Here is a 20,544-nt window from a genome sequence, read left to right as displayed (position 1 = left end):
AAAATATTGGGCTATTCAGAGCGATGAATTTTGCACTTCGTTCTTGAATCTACGAGTTTTTCGCAGGAGGTTTTTCGCCAGTGTTTTCGGGTATTTTCGTAAGGCAGATTAAACGCAGATTCACGATACTTCTGGAAAAGGAAGCCATGGTCGGGGCTTAAATGTATAAGCAGGATGCGCAGAGAGCGAACGGTCAACGGAGTAAGATCCAATGAAGCTGCATATTATCTCAGTAGCGAGGAAAAGGTTGAGAGCTCATATCATGCCGCGCTAATAATGGAACACCGGGGTGTCGAGAACGAGTTGCACGGGCATCTTAACGTGAGATTCAAGGAAGATCAATGTCGTGTACATGCTAAAAACGGTGCAGTCAACCTTGCCTCGATGCGAAAGTACGCATTGGAAATGCTCAAAAAACACAATGACAAACTCAGCCTGAAACGCAGACGTAATATAAGAAATGTCTCATGAGCATTGAGTATCGCACAAAGGTATTCAATGAAAGTTAAATCTCATTCTTTTGCCATGATTGAAAAACAAAACGCATCTTCATAACCGAATTCATTTCAGATATTCATCAAAAAATTTCTCAATTTCATTAAAGGGGATTACGTCCATCTCGTCGTAAAGATCGGTATGGCTGGCTCCGGGAACAACGTATAGCAACTTGTTATTTGGTGTGCCGGGCTTCCAATTCTCCATCAACTTCTTGTAAGTGTCATTGCTAAAGTAGAGAGAGTGGGCTTTCTCACCGTGCACGAGCATCACGGCATTACGGATTTCATTGGCATAAGTCAAAAGCGGCAGGTTGATGAACGGTATGGGCGATGTGGCATTGAATCCACCGTTTGAGTTCAATGAGCGTGGATGATAACCGCGAGCCGTCTTGTAGTAATCGTAGTAATCCTTGACAAACTGAGGCGCATCAGCCGGGAGAGGGTCAACGACACCGCCACCGAGGGTATAGTAACCGTTGCGGATGTCAGCAGTGCGTTGTGTCGCAAGTCTCTCACGAAGAGCATGACGCTCATCCGGCGTCGAGGCATCAAAATATCCGTTGGCGTTGACACGGCTCATATCATACATGGTCGATGCGAGTGTGGCTTTGATTCGCGGGTCGTTGGCGGCAGCGTTTACGGCAAAGCCGCCCCAGCCGCAGATTCCGATAATCCCGATCCTATCAGAATTGACATCATCCCTTGTCAGAAGATAGTCCACGGCGGCACTGAAATCCTCGGTATTGATGTCGGGTGATGCCACATACCGGGGCGTGCCACCACTTTCACCCGTAAAAGAGGGGTCGAAAGCAATCGTCAGGAAACCGCGCTCAGCCATTTCCTGCGCGTATCTGCCTGAGACCTGCTCTTTAACCGCCCCGAATGGTCCGCTGACGGCTATTGCCGGGAGTTTGCCTTTGGAGTTCTTAGGAATATAAAGGTCAGCGGCGAGAGTGATACCGTAACGGTTAGGGAAAGTCACCTTGCTGTGGTCCACTTTCTCGCTTTTTGGGAATGTCTTGTCCCATTCGGTTGACAGTTCGAGTTTTTCTGTCACGATTTTATTGTCGTTATTGCTCATAGTCTTTGATTCCTTTGTGTGTGCTGTCGCTGATAGCGAAGCGGCAAGCATGAATGTCAAGATATTTTTATTCATCATATTGTCAGATTTTATTGATTACCTTTGCTGGAACACCGCCGACAATCGTACCGGCATCGACATCCCTTGTCACCACCGCGCCGGCGGCTATGATCGCACCGTCTCCAATCGAGACTCCGGGCAGGATTGTCACATTCGCCCCTACCCATACTTTGTCACCTATTTTTACAGGATGACAAACAATATTGCCCCTTGCTTCAGGGTTCTTGTCATGACTCACCGTACAGATAGTACAGTTATGACCTATTAGGCAGTCATCCCCTATGGAAATTCCACCCCAGTCCTGAAACGTGCAACCCATGTTTATAAATGTGCGACGGCCAATGGTTATGTTCCTTCCGCAATCCGTATAAACGGGTGGAAACAATCCGAAGCGGTCGTCAAGCGGCTTGCCTATAAGCTCCGACATTAGTTCACGCAACTTGGACGGCTCCTGATAAGAGGAGTTGATTCGGGCTGTGAGCCGCAACGCATCCTGGCTCATCCGGTGCATTACCTGGTGGGCATCGCTTCCGGCAGCTATCACCGCTCCTGATGAAACGTATTTCAAAAATTCTGTTTCTGTCATTGGCTGTTGTTTTTCTTTTTTTTGCAAAATTAGATACAACCATCGTGGAAACCATTACCAATCTTACTCACCTATATACCTCAATTACGGAATTGTTGTGGCGGCATTAGATACCTGTATTACAGCACATACCAACTTTACGGAGATAAGTACCCCGATTACATATGTTTCAATCCTACCACCCTTCCATATTATAAAAACACTTATCTTTGCATTGAAACTAATCGGAATACAAGCATGGAAATATATCAGGCCGACACAATAGAGAAGTACAACCGATATTTCGGGTTTGAGACACGACACCCATTGGTCGGAATCGTCCATTTTGACAGTTCAGTGCCTCAAAACAGCCATACCATGGCTTTCGGATTCTATGCCTTGTTTCTAAAAAAGACTACTGGCTGTCGCATAAACTACGGTAAGACCAATTACGATTTCGATGATGAGACAGTGGTGAGCTTTGCCCCGGGCCAGACCGTGGGCATATATCGGCTGGAGGACGGTCCGGTCCCGGAATCCGTAGGACTGCTGTTTCATCCAGACTTTTTACACCGCACACCATTAGGCAAAAAAATCAAACAATATTCATTCTTTTCATATGCATCCAATGAAGCCCTGCACCTCTCCACTGAGGAAAGAATGATCTTACAAGACTATATGGATAAGATAGCCCGAGAACTGCAACATCCGATCGACAGATTTTCAAAGTCACTTATCATATCCAATATCGAGGTCATGCTGAACTACTGCATGCGCTTCTATGAAAGGCAGTTCGTGACTCGCGAGGAGCTAAATCACAGCACATTGGGAAAATTCGAACAACTCCTTGACGATTATATAGACAACGGATTGGGCGCAACCGAAGGGATACCTACCGTAAAATATTTTGCAGACAAAATATGCCTTTCCCCAAACTATTTCGGCGATCTTGTGAAATCAGAGACCGGAAAGACCGCGCAGGAATATATACAACTGAAGATGCTAAACTTCGCAAAGAGTTCATTGTCTGAACCGCAGCTAAATACCAAACAGATAGCGGAACTGCTCGGTTTCCAATACCCACAGCACTTCATACGCTTCTTCAAGAAGCAGACAGGCATCACTCCAAGAGAATACCGTTTGCATCTGAATTGACCAATCAGTCAATAGATCATACTGTTTCATATGCTTTTCCATGAGGATGTCATAATGGCTCATCCAGGTCGTCGCTATTGACATTCGGGTTCTTTCTCCGCGATGCTACGAAAGCGGCAAGCCGATAACGGTCACATAGGAAATCACGCTCCCATAAGCCTCAGCCTCAGCTCCTACCATCTGAAGCCATTCTCTGCAAGGCAGAGCGTTCGCGATGACTGACAACATCCTCCCGTCCGGACATAAGAACGGCGGTATGCCGAATTTCGACACACCGCCATGGTTTATACCGGAATTCAACGAATTATCTTATGCGTATTTCCATCAGAATATCTAACTATATACAATCCCCTTTCGACTTTAGACGGTTCGATTCGACATCCTGAAAGAGAGTAATATGCCACAGGCTTTATATCTGATGCCGAAATACCAACTTCCGAGATTCCGGCATCCTCTTCATCGTCATCGACAAACTCCGGCACTATTATCGACGCCGGGTCGGCGGTTATGGTATAAGGATGCCCTTTCGACTTGTCAACGTTGAGAGTGATGATACGTGTACGGCGTGGGTTGGCGCGGGTGTCGTCATGATGCACATGATAGACGTAACGGATATTGCCTTCATTATCGAAAAAAACATCACCATGACCCGAACCTCTCTCCCCTACAATATTTCGATGTAGAATTGGTGAGGCTGGATGTTTGGTCCATGGCCCCATGGGAGTGGAAGCCGTAGCATAGCCTACGGCATAGTCCGGACTCAGATAGTGATTTGCCGAATAGAACATGTAATATGTGCCGTCAAATTTAATTACGGTAGGGCCTTCCATAATTGGCGCGCTGGGATATGCACCGGTATCTTCCCACTTCTCGGTATTGCGGAAACATGCCACCGGTTCACCTTTGAGCAGGAAAGTTGTAGGATTGAACTCAGCTACGTGCAGTATATTTCCGTCCACAAAACGCACATGATAGAAATAGTATTTACCGTCATCGTCTTTGAAAATAAAAGGATCGATGTTTTTGGCACTGTTGTCCACGGGACGTATTGAACGTTGCTTATAAAGATCGGTAAGCTTGGCGGCTTTAGCAACGGCGGTCTGTTCGTTGGCGGTGTAAGCCAGCAGATAACTGTCGCCATCTTTGAAAATCTGTGGAGCCCAAAAACCTTCTGTCCCATATGTTTTTTTGCCTTTCAGCAAAATCATGGAGTCTGGCATGGCGTATTTCCAGTTGCGCAAGTCGGAACTTTCGAGCAAGGTGAATCCCTTTGGCTCATAGCTGCGTGTACCTGCCATATAATACTTGCCACCCTCCACATATACGGTAGGATCTGCCAAAAATATTTCGGTTCGTGATGATCCGCTGTCATCGGCAGCAGCAAATCCGGGAACCGCAATCATGTATGCAAGCATCGCCTGTAGTAGGAGTTGTCTTGTGTCCATATTATTCGTATTATTTTTATATCTACTTAGAAGTCTTGGTTTATTGTATTGTGCATCGACCGTATGGCATGATGCAAAATTAAGGAATGGCGATACCATTGCCAGAAAACTGCTGTTCAAAAACGGATAATATCTTGTCAAATTTGTCTTGGCGATTAACTCATTGGCATGATTGAACCGTATCGAGTATTTGAACGACATGGTAACGTACCGTTTATTGTAAAGGAAAATTCATGGGCGTAGCATTATTTACAGGCATACTAAGGATTTGTCGCATATTACAGGAATCCAAAACATGAAATATTCACTAAAAACGCATAAAATACGTTGAGAGGAAGAACGGTTGTGGCAGAATTGAGTAACTTTGCAAGTTGATTCACTGACAATGACATTACTGCAACGTTCTATCCAACATCACATAGCACGCATTCATAATATAAACCGCTTCAGCCCAATACGCCTTACCGCCATGGTGGTGGCCTTAGTCGCATGGAGCGGCATTGCCGTGGCCGAAAATATCGAGGTGAAAGGTATCGTGTTCGACAGCAACAGCCGAGAGCCGGTACCTTACGCCGCAGTAGCGCTAACCACTACCCCTGGTGGCACGCTCACCGACGACCACGGTCGCTTCTCGTTACACTCCTACTCGATTGCCGACAGTGTAAGAGTGAGCGTCATGGGATATTCCTCCACCACCCTACCCATCGACAGACACACGCGACGCCAACTGATTGTAGAACTCGACCCTACCGGCGTCCAACTGTCGGAAGTGGTGGTAAAGCCCAAGAAAGAAAAGTATCGGAAAAAGGGGAATCCGGCCGTGGCATTCATGGAACGCATAAGAGCCGCGCGCAATCTTACCGACCCGCACCGACACGATTTCTACAACTTCGACAAGTATGAACGCATGTCAATAGCTATCAACAACTACGTGCCTGATACCACATCGTGGATCGACCGGAAATTCTCGTTCCTGCGCGACCACATTGACACTTCGGTCGTGTCCGGCAAACCGATACTCAACATTGCCATGCGAGAGAAAGCCGCGACCGTCAACTACCGCCACAGCGATGACCGCGAACGTGAACACGTAAGCGGCCTGCGCCACGAGGGTATCGACGACATAATGTCAAACCAGGAAAACGTTCGGAAGGTACTGGAGGATGTGTTCCGCGAAATCGACATCTACAAGAACGACATCACGTTGCTGCAAAACCGGTTCGTCAGCCCCCTATCGCCTATTGCCGCCGACTTCTATAAATTCTATCTCTCCGACACCGTAGTTGTGGAGGAGGATTCATGCGTGGTTTTGAGTTTTGTACCCCACACGCCCCAGACGTGGGGATTTCTCGGCAAAATCTACGTGCCTAAAGCCGACTCGACCATGATGATAAAGAAGATGGAGCTTTACCTGCCCCACAGCATCAACGTCAACTTCATCGACGGCATGACACTTACCCAGACTTTCGACCGCGCTCCCGACGGAACGCGACTCAAGAGGTCTGACGACATGACCATGGAACTGAGCATCCTGCCCGGAATGCCCAGCCTTTATGTAAGGCGCAACACCACATACGACGACTTCAATTTCGACTCACCCTCCGATGAATCGGCAACATTCGGTCATGCGGAATATCAGGTGGTGGCCGACGATGCCTACCTTCAGGACGACGCTTTTTGGGACATCCGCCGCGATGTTCCGCTCGACCGCTCGGAAAAATCGCTGTCGACGATGGTAGCAAGCCTCCGCCAAGTACCTTTATACTATTGGACCGAGCGCACCGTGCGCCTGCTCGTCAGCGGCTACGTGCACACCGGCAATCCGAGCAAGTTCGACTACGGGCCTGTCAACACATCCATCAGCTACAATACCGTAGAAGGTATACGACTGCGCACCGGCGGCATGACCACCGCAGCCTTGTCACCCCGATGGTTCGCCCGAGGCTACGTGGCCTACGGACTCCGCGACCATAAGTGGAAATACCGTGGCGAACTGGAATACTCCTTTCACGACAAAAAGCTGCACAGCCGCGAATTCCCGGTACATTCACTGCGCTTCACATCGCTTTACGACATCGACCAGCTCGGACAGCGCTATGTCTATACCAACGCCGACAATCTTTTCCTGTCGCTGAAGCGCATGGAGGACACGCGCCTAACCTACCAGCGCCGGCAGCAGCTTGAATACACCCTCGAGCTTCGCAACAACTTCTCACTTGTGGCAAGCGCCGCCTTCGAACGCCAGGAAGCTACCAGATGGATACCTTTCATCAACGGCTACGGCCAAAGTTTCGGCCATTATAACGAGACCATGTTCGAACTGAAACTACGTTACGCTCCCGGAGAGAAATTCTATCAGGGAAAGTCCAACCGCCTCCCCATCAACCTTGACGCGCCGGTGTTCGAATTGACCCACACATTCGCCCCAAAGGGATTCCTCGGCAGCATGTTCGGCATCAACCGCACAGAATTCCGCTATGCCCAGCGCTGGTGGCTGTCTGCCTTCGGTTATATAGATGCCGTAGTGAAAGGCGGACACGTATGGAGCCGCACCCCTTACATGAACCTAATGCTCCCAAATGCCAATCTGTCATACACCATACAGCCTGAAAGCTTCGCATTGATGAACCCTTTGGAATTCATCAACGACTCTTATGCGATGGTTGATTTCACATATTGGATGAACGGGCTGCTATTCAACCGCATCCCATTGTTCAACCGTATGAAACTGCGTGAGGTAGTCAACTTCAAGGCGCTATGGGGACATCTAAGCGACCGGAACAATCCGGCTTGCAATCCGGAACTTTTCACGTTCCCCACCGACGTGCACACAACCCCGATGAGCAACCGCCCCTACATGGAAATCAGCGCCGGCCTCGACAACATACTTCGCGTGCTGCGAGTAGACTATGTGTGGCGGCTCTCCTATCGAAACAATCCCGACGCACCTCGCTGGGGCATCCGGATTGCCTTCCACCTAGCCTTCTGACCACCGTCGAGTCACAATCCTATTCAACCGCCTATCGACAAACCCGTCATAAATCTTTCACACTCGTGCCATGGAAAACAAGAACATTTTCATGCGCGATGTGTTATATTGTCAGAAAGATTACAATAATGACAATGAAAAAAACAGGTATATTCTACGGATCAAGCACAGGCATGACCGCCGAGGTCGCCGAACAAATCGCAAAGATATTGGCAATTGATACAGCTGATGTACGTGATGTGGCCAAATCGTCACCTGCCGATGTAGCGCCCTATGATGTACTTCTACTTGGATCGAGCACATGGGGGTCGGGAGAACTACAGGATGACTGGTATGACATGCTTGACGGAGTCGAGGCTCTTGATCTTACCGGAAAAACCATAGCGCTGTTCGGTTGCGGTGACGAGTCGATGAGCGATACGTTCTGCGGGGCTTTAGGAGAATTATACTCCCGCCTTCTCCCCACCGGTGCCAGATTCATAGGCGCATTTGATGCCGACGGCTACGACTTCGATTCAACTCCCGCATTCGTCGACGGAGTCTACGTCGGACTCATGCTTGACAACGTGAACAAAGAGGAACTGACAGCACCACGTATCAAAGCCTGGACAGACTTGATAAAGAAAGAACTTGCATAAGCAATAGTTATAAGAGCCTCATTTACCCCGCCCGTTTTAATGGAGAGAGGCCGGGCGGGGAGGCTCTTTTATATACGACGGTGGCGTGCCGGACTGGGCACGCTACCGTTTTAATATACTGGTATGACAATATTTATTAGCATATCGTTAACTCCCGGTTTGCCCGGTGATCTCCGAGGCCCATGGGAGAGGTACAGGCACATCGAAAATATCGTCACACAAACGCCGATAGAGCCTTTGGGCTTTCGGGTGACTCCCTATGACATGCTCGGCTCTAAAAAACACCACACCCGAAATGCCGGGAGCCTTACGGGCCTTTACAATCTGGTCGACTATGACATCATCACTCCATCCGGCATCCATCATCTTATATGCGGCAAGACCGGCCGCGACAGGAACGGCATCGGAAACCTCGTCGGCCCATGTGGCAAGATTTACTGAATAGCCGGACTTCTCGTCCCAATACATCTGCGGAGCTATAAAATCATGATGACCCGAGGAAATCCATTGCACGGGATCCTGATAAAACGAACCGTATGCGGTAGAATTGCGCAGTCTGCCGACATTCTTGTATGTGCCTATCGGCGCCGAACCCACCATCATTTCAGGCCGTTCGTCAGCGACCATATCATAGAAGTCGGAGACGAAACCATTAAGGTTGGCGCGTCTCCAGTCAGCAAGCGGCATACGCCGTGGGGCATATTTCTTATAGGAAGAAGCATCCGGAAAATCAGCACCGGGATAGCGCGTATAGTCAAGGCTTATGCCGTCGAACTCATATTCGCGCACAAATTCGCGATAGACGTCTATCAGCCATTTGCGGTTGGCAGGCACTCCCGGATCAAGCCAGAGCGTGCCGTGATAGGAAATGCATTGCTTCCGACGCGCCTGTCCGGGATGGCGCACGCGATTCCCTTTATAACCGGAGATATGCGACACAGACCCCATGCGGAACGGCACAATCCATGCATGACACTCCATCATGCGTTTGTGGCACTCGTCAATCACGAAACGGCACACGTCGAACCGCAAATCGGCACTCCCGTCGCCGGTGACAGCCTTCATGGCCGGCTGATACCGCGAATGCCACAACACATCGCCGTTGGCCTGCACCTGAAATATGACCAGATTAAAATGCGCTTTCGCAAGACGGTCGAGCATATCGGTCAGCGCCTTTTTCTGAGCCTCGACATCATTCACGCCCTTAGGCCAGTCAAGGCCGCCGTTGGTGGTAAGCCATACCCCCCTCACCTCAGACTCCCGATATGGCTCTGCTGAGGTTGCCCGGAAAGCGCATAAAATAAGCACAATCACAGTCATGGCTGCCGACACCCATCGGGATGCGGCAGCCATGTAACCATGTTGAGCTGAAAAATTATACGTAGCCACGGATTATACCACGCTTGGCATTGCGCACGAAGAGGATAATCTCGTCACGCTCCTTGGTGGCGGGAAGCTCGGCCTCTATCCGGTCAATCGCGTCAGAGAAGTTCATGCCGGACAGATAGAGGTAGCGATAGATTTCCTGAATCTCGCTGATCTGCTCGTTGGTGAAATTGCGACGACGCAGACCGATAGAGTTGACTCCCGCATATGCTATAGGTTCACGCCCGGCCTTGACATAAGGAGGAATATCCTTATTGACAAGCGCACCCCCTTGCAGCATGACATGAGGACCTATGTGGCAGAACTGATGCACGAGGGCACCTCCGCCTATCACGGCATAGTTATCGACCTGAACCTCGCCTGCAAGCTGCACGGCATTCGACATGATAACGTTGTCACCCACCACACAATCGTGAGCCACATGGCAATAGGCCATTATCAAGCAGTTGTTGCCGACCACGGTCTTTCCCTTTGCGGCGGTCCCACGATTTACCGTGACGAACTCACGGATTGTCGTATTATCGCCGATGATGGCGGTGGTCTCCTCACCCTTGAATTTCAAATCCTGAGGGACGGCGCCAATCACCGCACCGGGGAAAATCGTACAGTTCTTCCCTATACGGGCACCCTCCATTATCGTGACGTTACTTCCGATGCGCGTGCCTTCACCAATCTCCACATTCTGGTCGATGGTGACGAACGGATCAATCACCACGCTCGGAGCGATCTTGGCGGCAGGATGCACATAGGCTAATGGTTGTTTCATATTCTTTGTTTATTTGTTCTTGATTACCTGAGCCATGAATTCGCATTCAGTGACAATCTTCTCACCGACGAAAGCATAGCCTTTCATTACCGCACAACCGCGACGCAACGGTGTCATGAAGCTAACATGAAACAGGAGAGTGTCGCCCGGTACCACCTTACTGCGGAACTTCACATTGTCTATCTTCATGAAATAAGTGGAATACTTCTCCGGATCGTCCACCGTGCTGAGCACAAGAAGGCCGCCGGTCTGCGCCATGGCCTCTACCTGCAGCACACCCGGCATGACGGGTTCCTGCGGGAAATGACCCTGGAAAAATGGTTCGTTACCGCTAACATTCTTAAGGCCTACGATGTGGCTTTCCCCCACCTCTATTACCTTGTCGACCAACAGGAACGGATAGCGGTGAGGAAGCAGTTCGCGGATACGGTTCACATCCATCACAGGCTCTGCCGAAGGATTATACAAGGGAGCCTGCACCTCCTGGTGCTTGATTTCCTTGCGTATCTTCTTCGAGAAAACGGTGTTCAGCGAATGGCCGGGACGGCTGGCGATAATTTTTCCTTTCAGCGGACGTCCGATAAGGGCAATGTCACCAAGAACGTCGAGCAACTTATGGCGTGCCGGCTCATTGTCGCATGTCAGCGGCACGTTGTTGATATATCCGAATTCATCGACATTCTTGTGCGGGACGCCCATGAGGTCGGCCAGGCGGTCAAGTTCAGATTGCTCCATCGGAGAGTCGTAAATCACTATGGCATTGTCGAGATCGCCACCCTTTATGAGATTGTTCTTCACCAGCGGCTCTACCTCGCGCACGAACACGAATGTACGGCTGGCCGCTATCTCTTTCGGAAAATCATTGAGATTGTCGAGCACAGCATATTGGTTGTTGAGCACCGGAGAATTGAAGTCAATCATCACATCAACAGAGAAATCATCGTCGGGAAGCACCACGAGAGAAGCACCGGTGGCATCATCGCGCACCTCTATTTTCTGGCGGACTATGTAATAGTCCTTCTCGATCCCCTGCTCCTTGATTCCCACCTGAGCGATTTTCTCGCAATATTCCTTGGCCGAACCATCAAGTATAGGTATTTCCGGACCGCTTACCTTTATCAGGCAGTTGTCGATACCTGCCGCATAGAGTGCTGCAAGCGCATGCTCTATGGTGCTGATTTTTATATCACCTTTGGCGACGACGGTGCCACGCTGGGTGGCGATAACATTCTCGGCTACAGCATCAATCACAGGCTGCCCTTCAAGGTCGGTGCGCTGGATCTTATAGCCATGTCCTTCAGGAGCGGGGCAGAACTCGGCATCGATCATTAGACCGGTATGCAGTCCCTTACCATGCACCTTGAACGAATCGGTGAGTGTACACTGTTTCATTTATCTGGTTATCTTTTGAGGAGTATGATTTAATTAACTTATATTTCTCATAAAAAGATGAGCGTCATAAGACGGATCACTTAAGCTTTTTCTCAAGTTCCCCGACACGCTTATACAGGTTCGACAAGTTGCGGATATTGATTGTCTGCCGGGCGAAGTCGCCATAATCCACGGCGGGATATCCCATGATACGCGCGCCGTCGGGAGCATTCCTGTTTATGCCCGACTGTGCGCCGACCTGCACATTGTCGCCTATATGCAGGTGGCCGGCAAAACCCACCTGTCCACCTACCATACATCCACTTCCTACCTTGGTCGATCCCGCAATGCCCGATTGCGAAGCCATCACAGTATTGTCGCCTACCTCGCAGTTATGGGCTATCTGGATAAGATTGTCGAGCTTCACGCCCTTTCCGATGCGAGTACTTCCCATCACGGCACGGTCGACAGTGGTATTGGCGCCGATTTCCACATCATCGCCGATGGTCACGTTGCCAAGCTGAGGAATCTTGTTGTAGACACCATCGGTAGGGGCGAATCCGAATCCGTCGGCGCCGATCACGGCACCACTATGTATGATGCATCGCGCTCCGATCGAACATCCGTGATACACCTTAACGCCGGGATAAAGTATAGTTCCCTCACCTATCTCGACGCACGTGCCCACATAGGTCTGAGGATATATCTTCACCCCCTTGCCGAGCTTCACACCTGAGGCCACATAGGCAAACGCACCTACATAAGCATCTTCAGGTACATCCACGTCGGAAGCAACGAAAGAAGGCTGCTCGACACCTTTCGGGTGAGGTGCCGTCATGGCCGCCACCATCTGAAGCAACTGCGCGATTGTGGCATATGGATCATCGACACGTATGAGAGTGGCGCTTATCGGGTGCTCGGCCTCGAAGTCACGTCGGACGAGTACGATGGAACTACGGGTATCGTATATATAATGTGAATACTTCGGATTGGCTAAAAACGAAAGTGCTCCAGGATGACCTTCTTCGATCTTGGCGAAAGTAGACACGGCGACATTTCCGTCACCATCCACAGTGCCGCCGACGAGGGACGCTATCTGATTGGCAGAAAATTCCATCTTTGGGCTGTTAAAAAGTTTTAATGTGCAAATTTGCACATTTTTTTTTACAAATACGGCATAATCTCCTTAAAAAACGACATGCATCCCGGCCTGATGCATCGAAGAGGCAACGATAAAGCCATATAACGACCCACAGCCCTGCCGAAAAGTCCGCGATAACGGAAATTACGACAAGGCTGTGCACCCATGAATGGATTACAATAATCGCACAAATTCGTCAGACAGCATCCCCCAGAGAGAAGCAAGCCCGACACACATTCACTATAAGAATATTTTCCCCGGCATACCATTCATGGACAGGTGATTGCTATCGTAAGACATATGCCTTACCGCACCTGCCGGGAAAATTTCATTCAGATATCAGAAGAGAGGGAAAGTCGAGGTTGTACACTCATACTTGCGTTCGAAATCTTCAGGAGTCATCACAAGCATGAGTATGCCCTGAATGAGCCAAAGTATGCTCGGCAAGCCGCAGAGCACCCATGTGCCGATGAGAGCGATTATGCCGGCTGTGGTCTTGCCGAGATAGAAATACTGCACTCCAAATCCGCCAAGAAAAATGGCGAGGAGGGCGCAGACACCACGGCTCTTGCCGAAACGGTCAGTAGCAAATACATCATTGTTTCGAGGTGGATTCGGGCACGAACCGCCCATGTTGGAATAATTCTGATCCATTGTCTTTTGAATTAGCCAGGTCAAACGACCATTTTTAATGAAACAAAATTACATATTATATTTTTAGTTACAAAATTTCCATCCCGCTAATTTCCATATATCCACCGCGCCAGGCTCTAAAAAACAAAAACATAATATTAAGGAATTTTTCAGGAAATTTGCCATTGAAAGCAATTATTTCATGGCAATACCATCGTTACATGAAGAAAATTGCATAACTTTGCACGGTTTTAGCCAACGACTGCAAACTTTTGTTTTCATCAAAGATATAGCGAACCTATGCGCGACACAAAGAAGGCATCACTCGTACTGGAAGATGGCACCATATTCGAAGGCAAATCATTCGGATATGCCGCATCTACAGCCGGAGAAGTCGTGTTCAACACGGCAATGACAGGCTATCCGGAAAGCCTGACAGATCCATCCTATGAAGGACAGATACTCGTCACCACCTACCCTATCCTCGGTAACTACGGTGTGCCCCCTCGCAGGGAAAAAGACGATGTAAGCGAGTACTATGAAAGCGACCACATCCACGCCAAGGCAATCATAGCCCAGGATTATTCGTGGGACCACTCACACTGGCAGGCCGACCGCAGCCTCGCCGAATGGCTGAAGGAAGAGAAGATACCGGGTATCTACGGCATCGACACGCGCGCCCTGACAAAGCACTTGCGCGAACATGGATCCATGCTCGGGAAGATTGTGGTGGACGGATGCGGCGACATACCGCTTTACGACCCCAACACGGAAAATCTCGTAGCCAAAGTAAGCTGCCGAGGAGTGGAAGTGCACGGCGAAGGACCACGCACGGTGGTGCTCGTAGACTGTGGGGTCAAGCACAACATCATTCGCTGCCTCACGCGCCGAGGTGTAAAAGTCGTCCGCGTGCCATGGGATTATGATTTCAATTCAATCCCTTATGACGGGCTGTTTATCTCCAACGGACCCGGCAACCCCGACATGGTGGATGCCACAGTAGCCAACATACGCAAGGCTATGGACAGCGGCAAGCCAATATGCGGAATCTGCATGGGCAACCAACTGCTGGCACGCGCAGCAGGTGCCTCCACCTACAAGCTCCCCTATGGCCATCGCAGCCACAATCAGCCGGTGCGTCGCGCAGGCACACAGAAATGCTACATAACCTCGCAGAATCATGGTTTCGCCGTAGATGACACCACCCTTCCCGACGATTGGGAGCCGCTTTTCATCAACATGAACGACGGCACAAATGAAGGCATCCGCCACAAGTCCAAACCCTTTTTCTCGGCACAGTTTCATCCCGAAGCCTCGTCAGGCCCGAAGGACACGGAATTTCTTTTTGACGAATTCATCAATATGCTCTGATCAACCATGTCGATAATACAGAATACACAAGCCGTACTGCCACACAAGGTCCTGCTTCTCGGAAGCGGCGCATTGAAAATAGGCGAAGCCGGAGAATTTGACTACTCGGGATCGCAGGCTCTGAAAGCGATGAAAGAAGAGGGTATCCACACAGTACTGATCAACCCCAACATCGCCACAGTCCAGACTTCCGAAGGAATCGCCGACACTATCTACTTCCTCCCCGTCACGCCATATTTCGTGGAAAAGGTTATAGAGAAGGAACGCCCCGACGGTATTCTCCTCGCATTCGGCGGACAGACCGCCCTGAACTGCGGCGTTGAATTACAACAATCCGGCGTCCTCGAAAAGTATGGGGTAAAAGTGCTCGGCACTCCCGTGCAGGCAATCATGGACACCGAGGATCGCGAACTGTTTGTGAAAAAACTCGACCAGATCAACGTAAAGACCATCAAAAGCGAGGCCGTGGGGTCGGTTGCCGATGCCATAAAGGCCGCGTCAGAACTCGGCTACCCCGTAATCGTGCGCGCAGCCTATGCACTCGGGGGTCTCGGCAGCGGATTCTGCGACAACGAGCGTGAACTGGTAGAACTGGTGGAAAAAGCGCTGTCGTTCGCGCCTCAGGTGCTTGTGGAGAAATCGCTCAAAGGATGGAAAGAGGTGGAGTATGAAGTGGTACGCGACAGGTTCGACAACTGTATCACCGTCTGCAACATGGAGAACTTCGACCCGCTTGGAATCCATACCGGCGAATCGATTGTAGTCGCTCCGTCGCAGACACTCTCAAACGAGGATTACCACTATCTGCGCAAACTCGCCATAAAAATCGTGCGCCATATCGGCATCGTAGGTGAGTGTAACGTGCAATATGCTTTCGACCCCTCGTCCATGGACTACCGTGTGATAGAGGTGAACGCTCGTCTTTCGCGCTCATCCGCCCTCGCCTCCAAGGCCACAGGCTATCCGTTGGCTTTCGTGGCCGCGAAGCTCGGACTCGGTTACGGACTGTTCGACCTGAAAAACTCTGTCACCAAAGTCACTTCAGCGTTCTTCGAACCTGCGCTCGACTACGTGGTCGTAAAGATTCCTCGCTGGGATCTTGGCAAGTTCCACGGCGTGAAGCGAGAGATCGGCTCGTCGATGAAGTCGGTGGGTGAGGTCATGGCAATAGGACGCACATTCGAGGAGGCCATACAAAAAGGACTTCGCATGATCGGCCAAGGTATGCATGGATTCGTCGAGAACAAGGAACTAACAATTCCGGACATCGACAAATCGCTGCACGAGCCTACCGACAACCGAATATTCGTCATATCGAAAGCGATGCGCAAAGGATACACCGTCGACCAGATACACGACCTGACCAAGATAGACCGTTGGTTCCTTTATAAACTCCACAACATAGTGGCCACAGCCGACGAGCTGGAGACGTTCGACTCGCTCGACCGCCTGCCGCTGAATCTACTACGCCAGGCGAAGGAACAGGGGTTCAGCGACTTCCAGATAGCACGCGCCATATTCAAAAGCAACATCACTTCAAACGTCGAGGCCTCCAACAGAGTAAGGACTTTCCGCAAGCAGGCAGGTATAGTCCCGGTAGTAAAACAGATCGACACCCTCGGTGCCGAATATCCCGCCCAGACAAACTATCTGTACCTCACATACAACGGAAATGAGGACGACGTGAAATACCTTCATGACCACCGCTCGATAGTCGTTCTCGGCTCGGGAGCCTACCGCATAGGTAGCTCGGTAGAGTTTGACTGGTGCTCCGTCAATGCGCTCATGACAGTGAAGCGCGAAGGATGGCGCTCAGTGATGATCAACTACAACCCCGAGACGGTGTCAACCGACTATGACATGTGCGACCGCCTCTACTTCGACGAGCTGACCTACGAACGTGTGATGGACATCCTCGAGCTTGAGCAGCCACACGGGGTGATACTGTCTGTAGGAGGCCAAATTCCCAACAACCTCGCCACAAGGCTCGATGACGCCGGTGTACCTATACTCGGTACGTCGGCCACATCAATCGACAACGCCGAGGACCGCCACAAGTTCTCGGCCATGCTCGACCGCATCGGGGTGGATCAGCCGCGATGGCGCGAACTGACATCGTTCGCCGACATAGAGGAGTTTATCGACGAAGTCGGCTTCCCCGTACTTGTTCGTCCAAGTTATGTGCTCTCAGGAGCCGCGATGAATGTATGTTCCAACAACGAGGAACTGCAGCGATTCCTGCGTCTGGCGGCAAATGTGTCGCAGGAACATCCAGTAGTAGTCACGGAGTTCATCCAGTTCGCCAAAGAGATTGAAATGGATGCAGTGGCCCAGAACGGCGAAATCAAGGTATACGCCATATCGGAGCATATAGAGTTCGCCGGTGTTCATTCCGGCGATGCCACCATACAGTTCCCCCCGCAGAAGCTCTATGTCGAGACCATACGCCGCATCAAGAAGGTCAGCCAGAAGATAGCCAAGGCTCTCAACATCTCCGGACCCTTCAACATACAGTTCCTCGCCAAGAATAATGACATCAAGGTAATCGAGTGCAACCTGCGTGCATCACGTTCGTTCCCGTTCGTGAGCAAGGTGCTTAAACTTAACTTCATCGACATAGCCACACGCGTTATGCTCGGGCTGGAGACGGAGAAGCCCCACAAGAACGCATTCGATCTCGACTATGTAGGCATCAAGGCAAGCCAATTCAGCTTCTCCCGCCTGCAAGGGGCCGATCCCGTGCTAGGTGTCGACATGTCGTCGACCGGCGAAGTCGGTTGCATCGGTACCGACACCGATGAGGCCATACTTAAATCGATGCTTTCAGTAGGTCTGCGCATCCCATCGAAAGGCAAAGGTGTCCTTCTCTCCACGGGTACCCCGAAACAGAAAGCGGACATGCTCGACGCGGCACATGAGCTGAACAACAACGGCTACAAGCTTTACGCCACAGGCGGTACACACAGGTTCCTGACCGACAACGGTATTCCAGCGGTGAAAGTGTATTGGCCCAGCCAACCCGACATGCAGCCCCAGGCGCTCGACCTGCTCCACCACAAGGAAGTGGATCTTGTAGTCAACGTACCTAAGAACCTGTCGGAGACTGAGCTGACAAACGGCTACCGCATCCGTCGCGCCGCCATCGACCTCAATATCCCGTTGCTCACCAACGCCCGTCTGGCATCTTCATTCATCGACGCATTCACGCGCCTGCCGTTAGACGGCATCGAAATCCGATCCTGGAACGAATATTAATTAATGGACATCCAGATTTCACAACACAACGCCCAACACCCTCCACTATAAGACTACAGCGCATAAGCTCCGGTGCAACCATAGGATTGCATGCCGCTTATGCGCTTTCCCATTAAAAAGCCTACGACCAATGGCACGAATTACAAACCATATTACAGTCCTGATCATAGCGATATTCATAACCATGGCCACAGTACGCGCGACAAACTGCAATGTAAAGGACATTTACCGGGCAGAAGCGGATTCTTTCCTGAAAGCCATCCCCGACAGCATGCAGATACGCCAGGCAGATGCCGTGTATAAGGCCATTGGCGGTGATTACGGCGCACTCGCATCCGTCAGGATGTCGCGCAACGTGCAGCCTGAACTTCCCAAAGGTGTAAGCTGCAACCTTGTGACCGGCAATATGGTTCTATTCCGATGTGACAGGTACTACAACGACACGATTCCGCTGCTCGTATATTTTCATGGAGGAGGCTGGACCATCGGGAGCATAAACAGCTGCACACGTTTCTGTGCGGCTATGGCTATTAACGGCGTAGCGGTGCTGGCAGTAGATTATAGGCTCGCGCCTGAACACCCCTACCCCGAAGGCCTGACCGATTGTGTTGATGCCGTCAAATGCGCGGCCGACAGCCTTGATGTATGGCGGTGCGCAGGCATATCGCTGGGAGGCGATAGTTCAGGAGGCAATCTGGCCATAGCCACGGCAATGAGTTTCCCGGAAGGAACGTTCGACAGTCTTATAGCATTTTACCCGGTTACAAAGGCATATCGCGACAACTCATCAAGCTGGAATGAATATGGCGACGGTTTCGGCCTGGACAACCGCTTGATGGATGCATTCAACTCTGCATATACCAAAGATCCGCACAAGCCTCTCATATCTCCGGCTGATACCCCGGATACATGGCTGAAGAAACTGCCTCCCACCCTACTCATAGCCGCCGAACGCGACATCCTTAAAGATCAAGGTCTCGAATTCGCCGAACGCCTCAGAAGCCTCGGCAAAGAGGTGAGATATGACATGATTCCCGGGTCGGTACATCTTTTCATAACAGTGCCGGGGCAGAACAAGGCTTTCAGCCATGCTGTCTCTGCCGCATCTGAGTTCCTGTCACATAACAGTGGTACTACTTACGTACAGAGATAAGCTCTTTCGCCTGCTTGCCCGTGATCAGGTCAATATCGATGCGAACCACACACACTGCCTTAATAAAACGGGCAATCTCATCTGAGGGGTCGATGCCGGGACTGTACTTTTCGCACAAAAGCGACAGTCCCTTTATGACCTCCTTATCATCATTCACAAGCGCAGCCTTTCCGAAAACAATCACACTCCGGAAATATGATGTGAATTCCTCCGGTATCACATCGTCCTTATCCACTACACACATCGAGCATCCTGGATTGCGCATGATGCAGTCAAGCTTATGTCCCTGCTTCGCACAGTGCACGTAAATCGCAGTGCCGTCGTAGGCATAGTTAACCGGTACCACATAAGCATAATCGTCATCACTCGTCATTGCCCATACGGCATATTTGCCGCAGTACAAAATGCGGTGGCACTCTTCCATCGCCAGTTCCTGTCTGAACCTTCGCATTTTTCTCCCCATCATCCCATGACTTTGAGTCCTATAATCGAAAGAATAAGTGTGGTGATGAATAATATCCTCCAAAACGTGGCCGGTTCATGGAAAAAGACTATCCCGACAATCACCGCACCCACCGCGCCGATACCGGTCCACACCGGATAGACCGTACCGATAGGAAGCTTTTCGGCGGCCTTGGCCATCAGACACATACTTAGCGCCAATGCGCACACGAATCCTACCCACCACCATGCAAGTTCCGAGCCGGTCGCTGTCTTTGTCTTGCCTAAGCAGAAAGTAAATCCGACCTCCATCAGGCCGGCAAATAAAAGAATAAACCAATACATGACTTTGAACCAACCTATCGAGGGCTGCAGCAATACCCGGCGTCTCCTTCCAAGGCACTGCAAAATTAATACTTACAACCAACTTGCAGAAATTATTTCTATATTTACGACGAGAACTCTTCACACTATTATTGTGAATTGCTTATAAGTATTGAAGAACCACCCAATCTTATAGCAAAGAATATCAATACAAAGAAGCACGGCTGACGCATCTTAATTTTATACAACATCAAAACTTTTTAAAGCATAGAG

16 protein-coding genes and 1 pseudogene are annotated in these 20,544 nt (G+C 50.4%); 7 read left to right on the top strand and 10 right to left on the bottom strand.

Features of this window, described 5'->3' with window-relative positions; genetic code table 11:
• Positions 1-147: 147 nt before the first annotated feature.
• A pseudogene (locus tag QZ303_RS10625) lies at positions 148-471 on the top strand (ISAs1 family transposase); the annotation flags it as partial.
• A 90-nt stretch (positions 472-561) separates the two neighbouring features.
• Here the strand turns inward: QZ303_RS10625 and QZ303_RS09140 are convergent.
• Both QZ303_RS09140 and QZ303_RS09135 read right to left on the bottom strand, forming a co-directional pair.
• Positions 562-1,578, bottom strand: a complete 1,017-nt coding sequence (locus tag QZ303_RS09140; protein ID WP_295731950.1) for an alpha/beta hydrolase — start codon at positions 1,576-1,578, stop codon at positions 562-564.
• Between the two features lie 82 nt (positions 1,579-1,660).
• Positions 1,661-2,224 carry a sugar O-acetyltransferase gene (locus QZ303_RS09135; RefSeq protein ID WP_295731947.1) on the bottom strand — a complete coding sequence of 188 codons (564 nt, stop codon included), beginning with the start codon at positions 2,222-2,224 and terminating at the stop codon, positions 1,661-1,663.
• Between the two features lie 237 nt (positions 2,225-2,461).
• Between QZ303_RS09135 and QZ303_RS09130 the strand changes: the two genes are divergently transcribed.
• Positions 2,462-3,358: an AraC family transcriptional regulator gene (locus tag QZ303_RS09130; RefSeq protein WP_295731944.1), complete on the top strand. Its 897-nt coding sequence runs from the start codon at positions 2,462-2,464 to the stop codon at positions 3,356-3,358.
• Between the two features lie 296 nt (positions 3,359-3,654).
• On the opposite strand, the gene QZ303_RS09125 is transcribed toward QZ303_RS09130, so the two are convergent.
• Positions 3,655-5,004, bottom strand: a complete 1,350-nt coding sequence (locus QZ303_RS09125; protein WP_295731941.1) for a glycoside hydrolase family 43 protein — start codon at positions 5,002-5,004, stop codon at positions 3,655-3,657.
• Positions 5,005-5,188: 184 nt separating this feature from the next.
• Here QZ303_RS09125 and QZ303_RS09120 point away from each other — a divergent pair, with 184 nt between their 5' ends.
• Together QZ303_RS09120 and QZ303_RS09115 are read left to right on the top strand one after the other, a co-directional pair.
• Complete coding sequence (locus QZ303_RS09120; protein ID WP_295731938.1) at positions 5,189-7,792, top strand: DUF5686 family protein; 2,604 nt, start codon at positions 5,189-5,191, stop codon at positions 7,790-7,792.
• A 134-nt stretch (positions 7,793-7,926) separates the two neighbouring features.
• Entirely contained in the window at positions 7,927-8,430 is a 504-nt protein-coding gene (locus QZ303_RS09115; protein WP_295731935.1) for a flavodoxin, read from the top strand.
• A gap of 147 nt (positions 8,431-8,577) precedes the next feature.
• On the opposite strand, the gene QZ303_RS09110 is transcribed toward QZ303_RS09115, so the two are convergent.
• From QZ303_RS09110 to QZ303_RS09090, 5 genes are all read right to left on the bottom strand, one after another.
• Complete coding sequence (locus QZ303_RS09110) at positions 8,578-9,783, bottom strand: family 10 glycosylhydrolase (RefSeq protein WP_295731932.1); 1,206 nt, start codon at positions 9,781-9,783, stop codon at positions 8,578-8,580.
• Between the two features lie 22 nt (positions 9,784-9,805).
• A complete protein-coding gene (gene lpxA, locus QZ303_RS09105) occupies positions 9,806-10,582 on the bottom strand; it encodes an acyl-ACP--UDP-N-acetylglucosamine O-acyltransferase (protein ID WP_295731929.1) in 777 nt (258 codons plus the stop codon).
• A 9-nt stretch (positions 10,583-10,591) separates the two neighbouring features.
• Positions 10,592-11,974, bottom strand: a complete 1,383-nt coding sequence (locus tag QZ303_RS09100; RefSeq protein WP_295731926.1) for a bifunctional UDP-3-O-[3-hydroxymyristoyl] N-acetylglucosamine deacetylase/3-hydroxyacyl-ACP dehydratase — start codon at positions 11,972-11,974, stop codon at positions 10,592-10,594.
• Positions 11,975-12,050: 76 nt separating this feature from the next.
• Positions 12,051-13,070: a UDP-3-O-(3-hydroxymyristoyl)glucosamine N-acyltransferase gene (gene lpxD, locus QZ303_RS09095; RefSeq protein ID WP_295731923.1), complete on the bottom strand. Its 1,020-nt coding sequence runs from the start codon at positions 13,068-13,070 to the stop codon at positions 12,051-12,053.
• A gap of 363 nt (positions 13,071-13,433) precedes the next feature.
• Positions 13,434-13,748, bottom strand: a complete 315-nt coding sequence (locus QZ303_RS09090; RefSeq protein ID WP_295731920.1) for a TM2 domain-containing protein — start codon at positions 13,746-13,748, stop codon at positions 13,434-13,436.
• 279 nt (positions 13,749-14,027) lie between these two features.
• Here QZ303_RS09090 and carA point away from each other — a divergent pair, with 279 nt between their 5' ends.
• The 3 genes from carA to QZ303_RS09075 all read left to right on the top strand — a co-directional run bounded on the left by carA (position 14,028) and on the right by QZ303_RS09075 (position 19,506).
• Positions 14,028-15,098 (top strand): glutamine-hydrolyzing carbamoyl-phosphate synthase small subunit, encoded by a 1,071-nt coding sequence (gene carA, locus QZ303_RS09085; protein WP_295731917.1) that lies wholly within the window; start codon positions 14,028-14,030, stop codon positions 15,096-15,098.
• 6 nt (positions 15,099-15,104) lie between these two features.
• A complete protein-coding gene (gene carB / locus QZ303_RS09080) occupies positions 15,105-18,353 on the top strand; it encodes a carbamoyl-phosphate synthase (glutamine-hydrolyzing) large subunit (protein WP_295731914.1) in 3,249 nt (1,082 codons plus the stop codon).
• Positions 18,354-18,483: 130 nt separating this feature from the next.
• Positions 18,484-19,506, top strand: a complete 1,023-nt coding sequence (locus QZ303_RS09075) for an alpha/beta hydrolase (RefSeq protein ID WP_295731912.1) — start codon at positions 18,484-18,486, stop codon at positions 19,504-19,506.
• Here the strand turns inward: QZ303_RS09075 and QZ303_RS09070 are convergent.
• Both QZ303_RS09070 and QZ303_RS09065 read right to left on the bottom strand, forming a co-directional pair.
• Positions 19,487-19,957, bottom strand: coding sequence for a pyridoxamine 5'-phosphate oxidase family protein (locus QZ303_RS09070; protein ID WP_295731909.1), 471 nt, complete (start codon positions 19,955-19,957; stop codon positions 19,487-19,489). The two genes, QZ303_RS09075 and QZ303_RS09070, sit on opposite strands and share 20 nt — an antisense overlap.
• A gap of 11 nt (positions 19,958-19,968) precedes the next feature.
• On the bottom strand, positions 19,969-20,292 hold the full coding sequence (locus tag QZ303_RS09065) for a multidrug efflux SMR transporter (RefSeq protein ID WP_295731906.1): 324 nt from the start codon (positions 20,290-20,292) through the stop codon (positions 19,969-19,971).
• Positions 20,293-20,544: the final 252 nt, after the last annotated feature.

It is taken from the genome of uncultured Muribaculum sp., assembly GCF_910583865.1.
Classification (GTDB): domain Bacteria; phylum Bacteroidota; class Bacteroidia; order Bacteroidales; family Muribaculaceae; genus Muribaculum.
The sequence above is the reverse complement of the archived record's forward strand: the minus strand, read 5'-3'. Positions and strand labels throughout refer to the sequence as shown.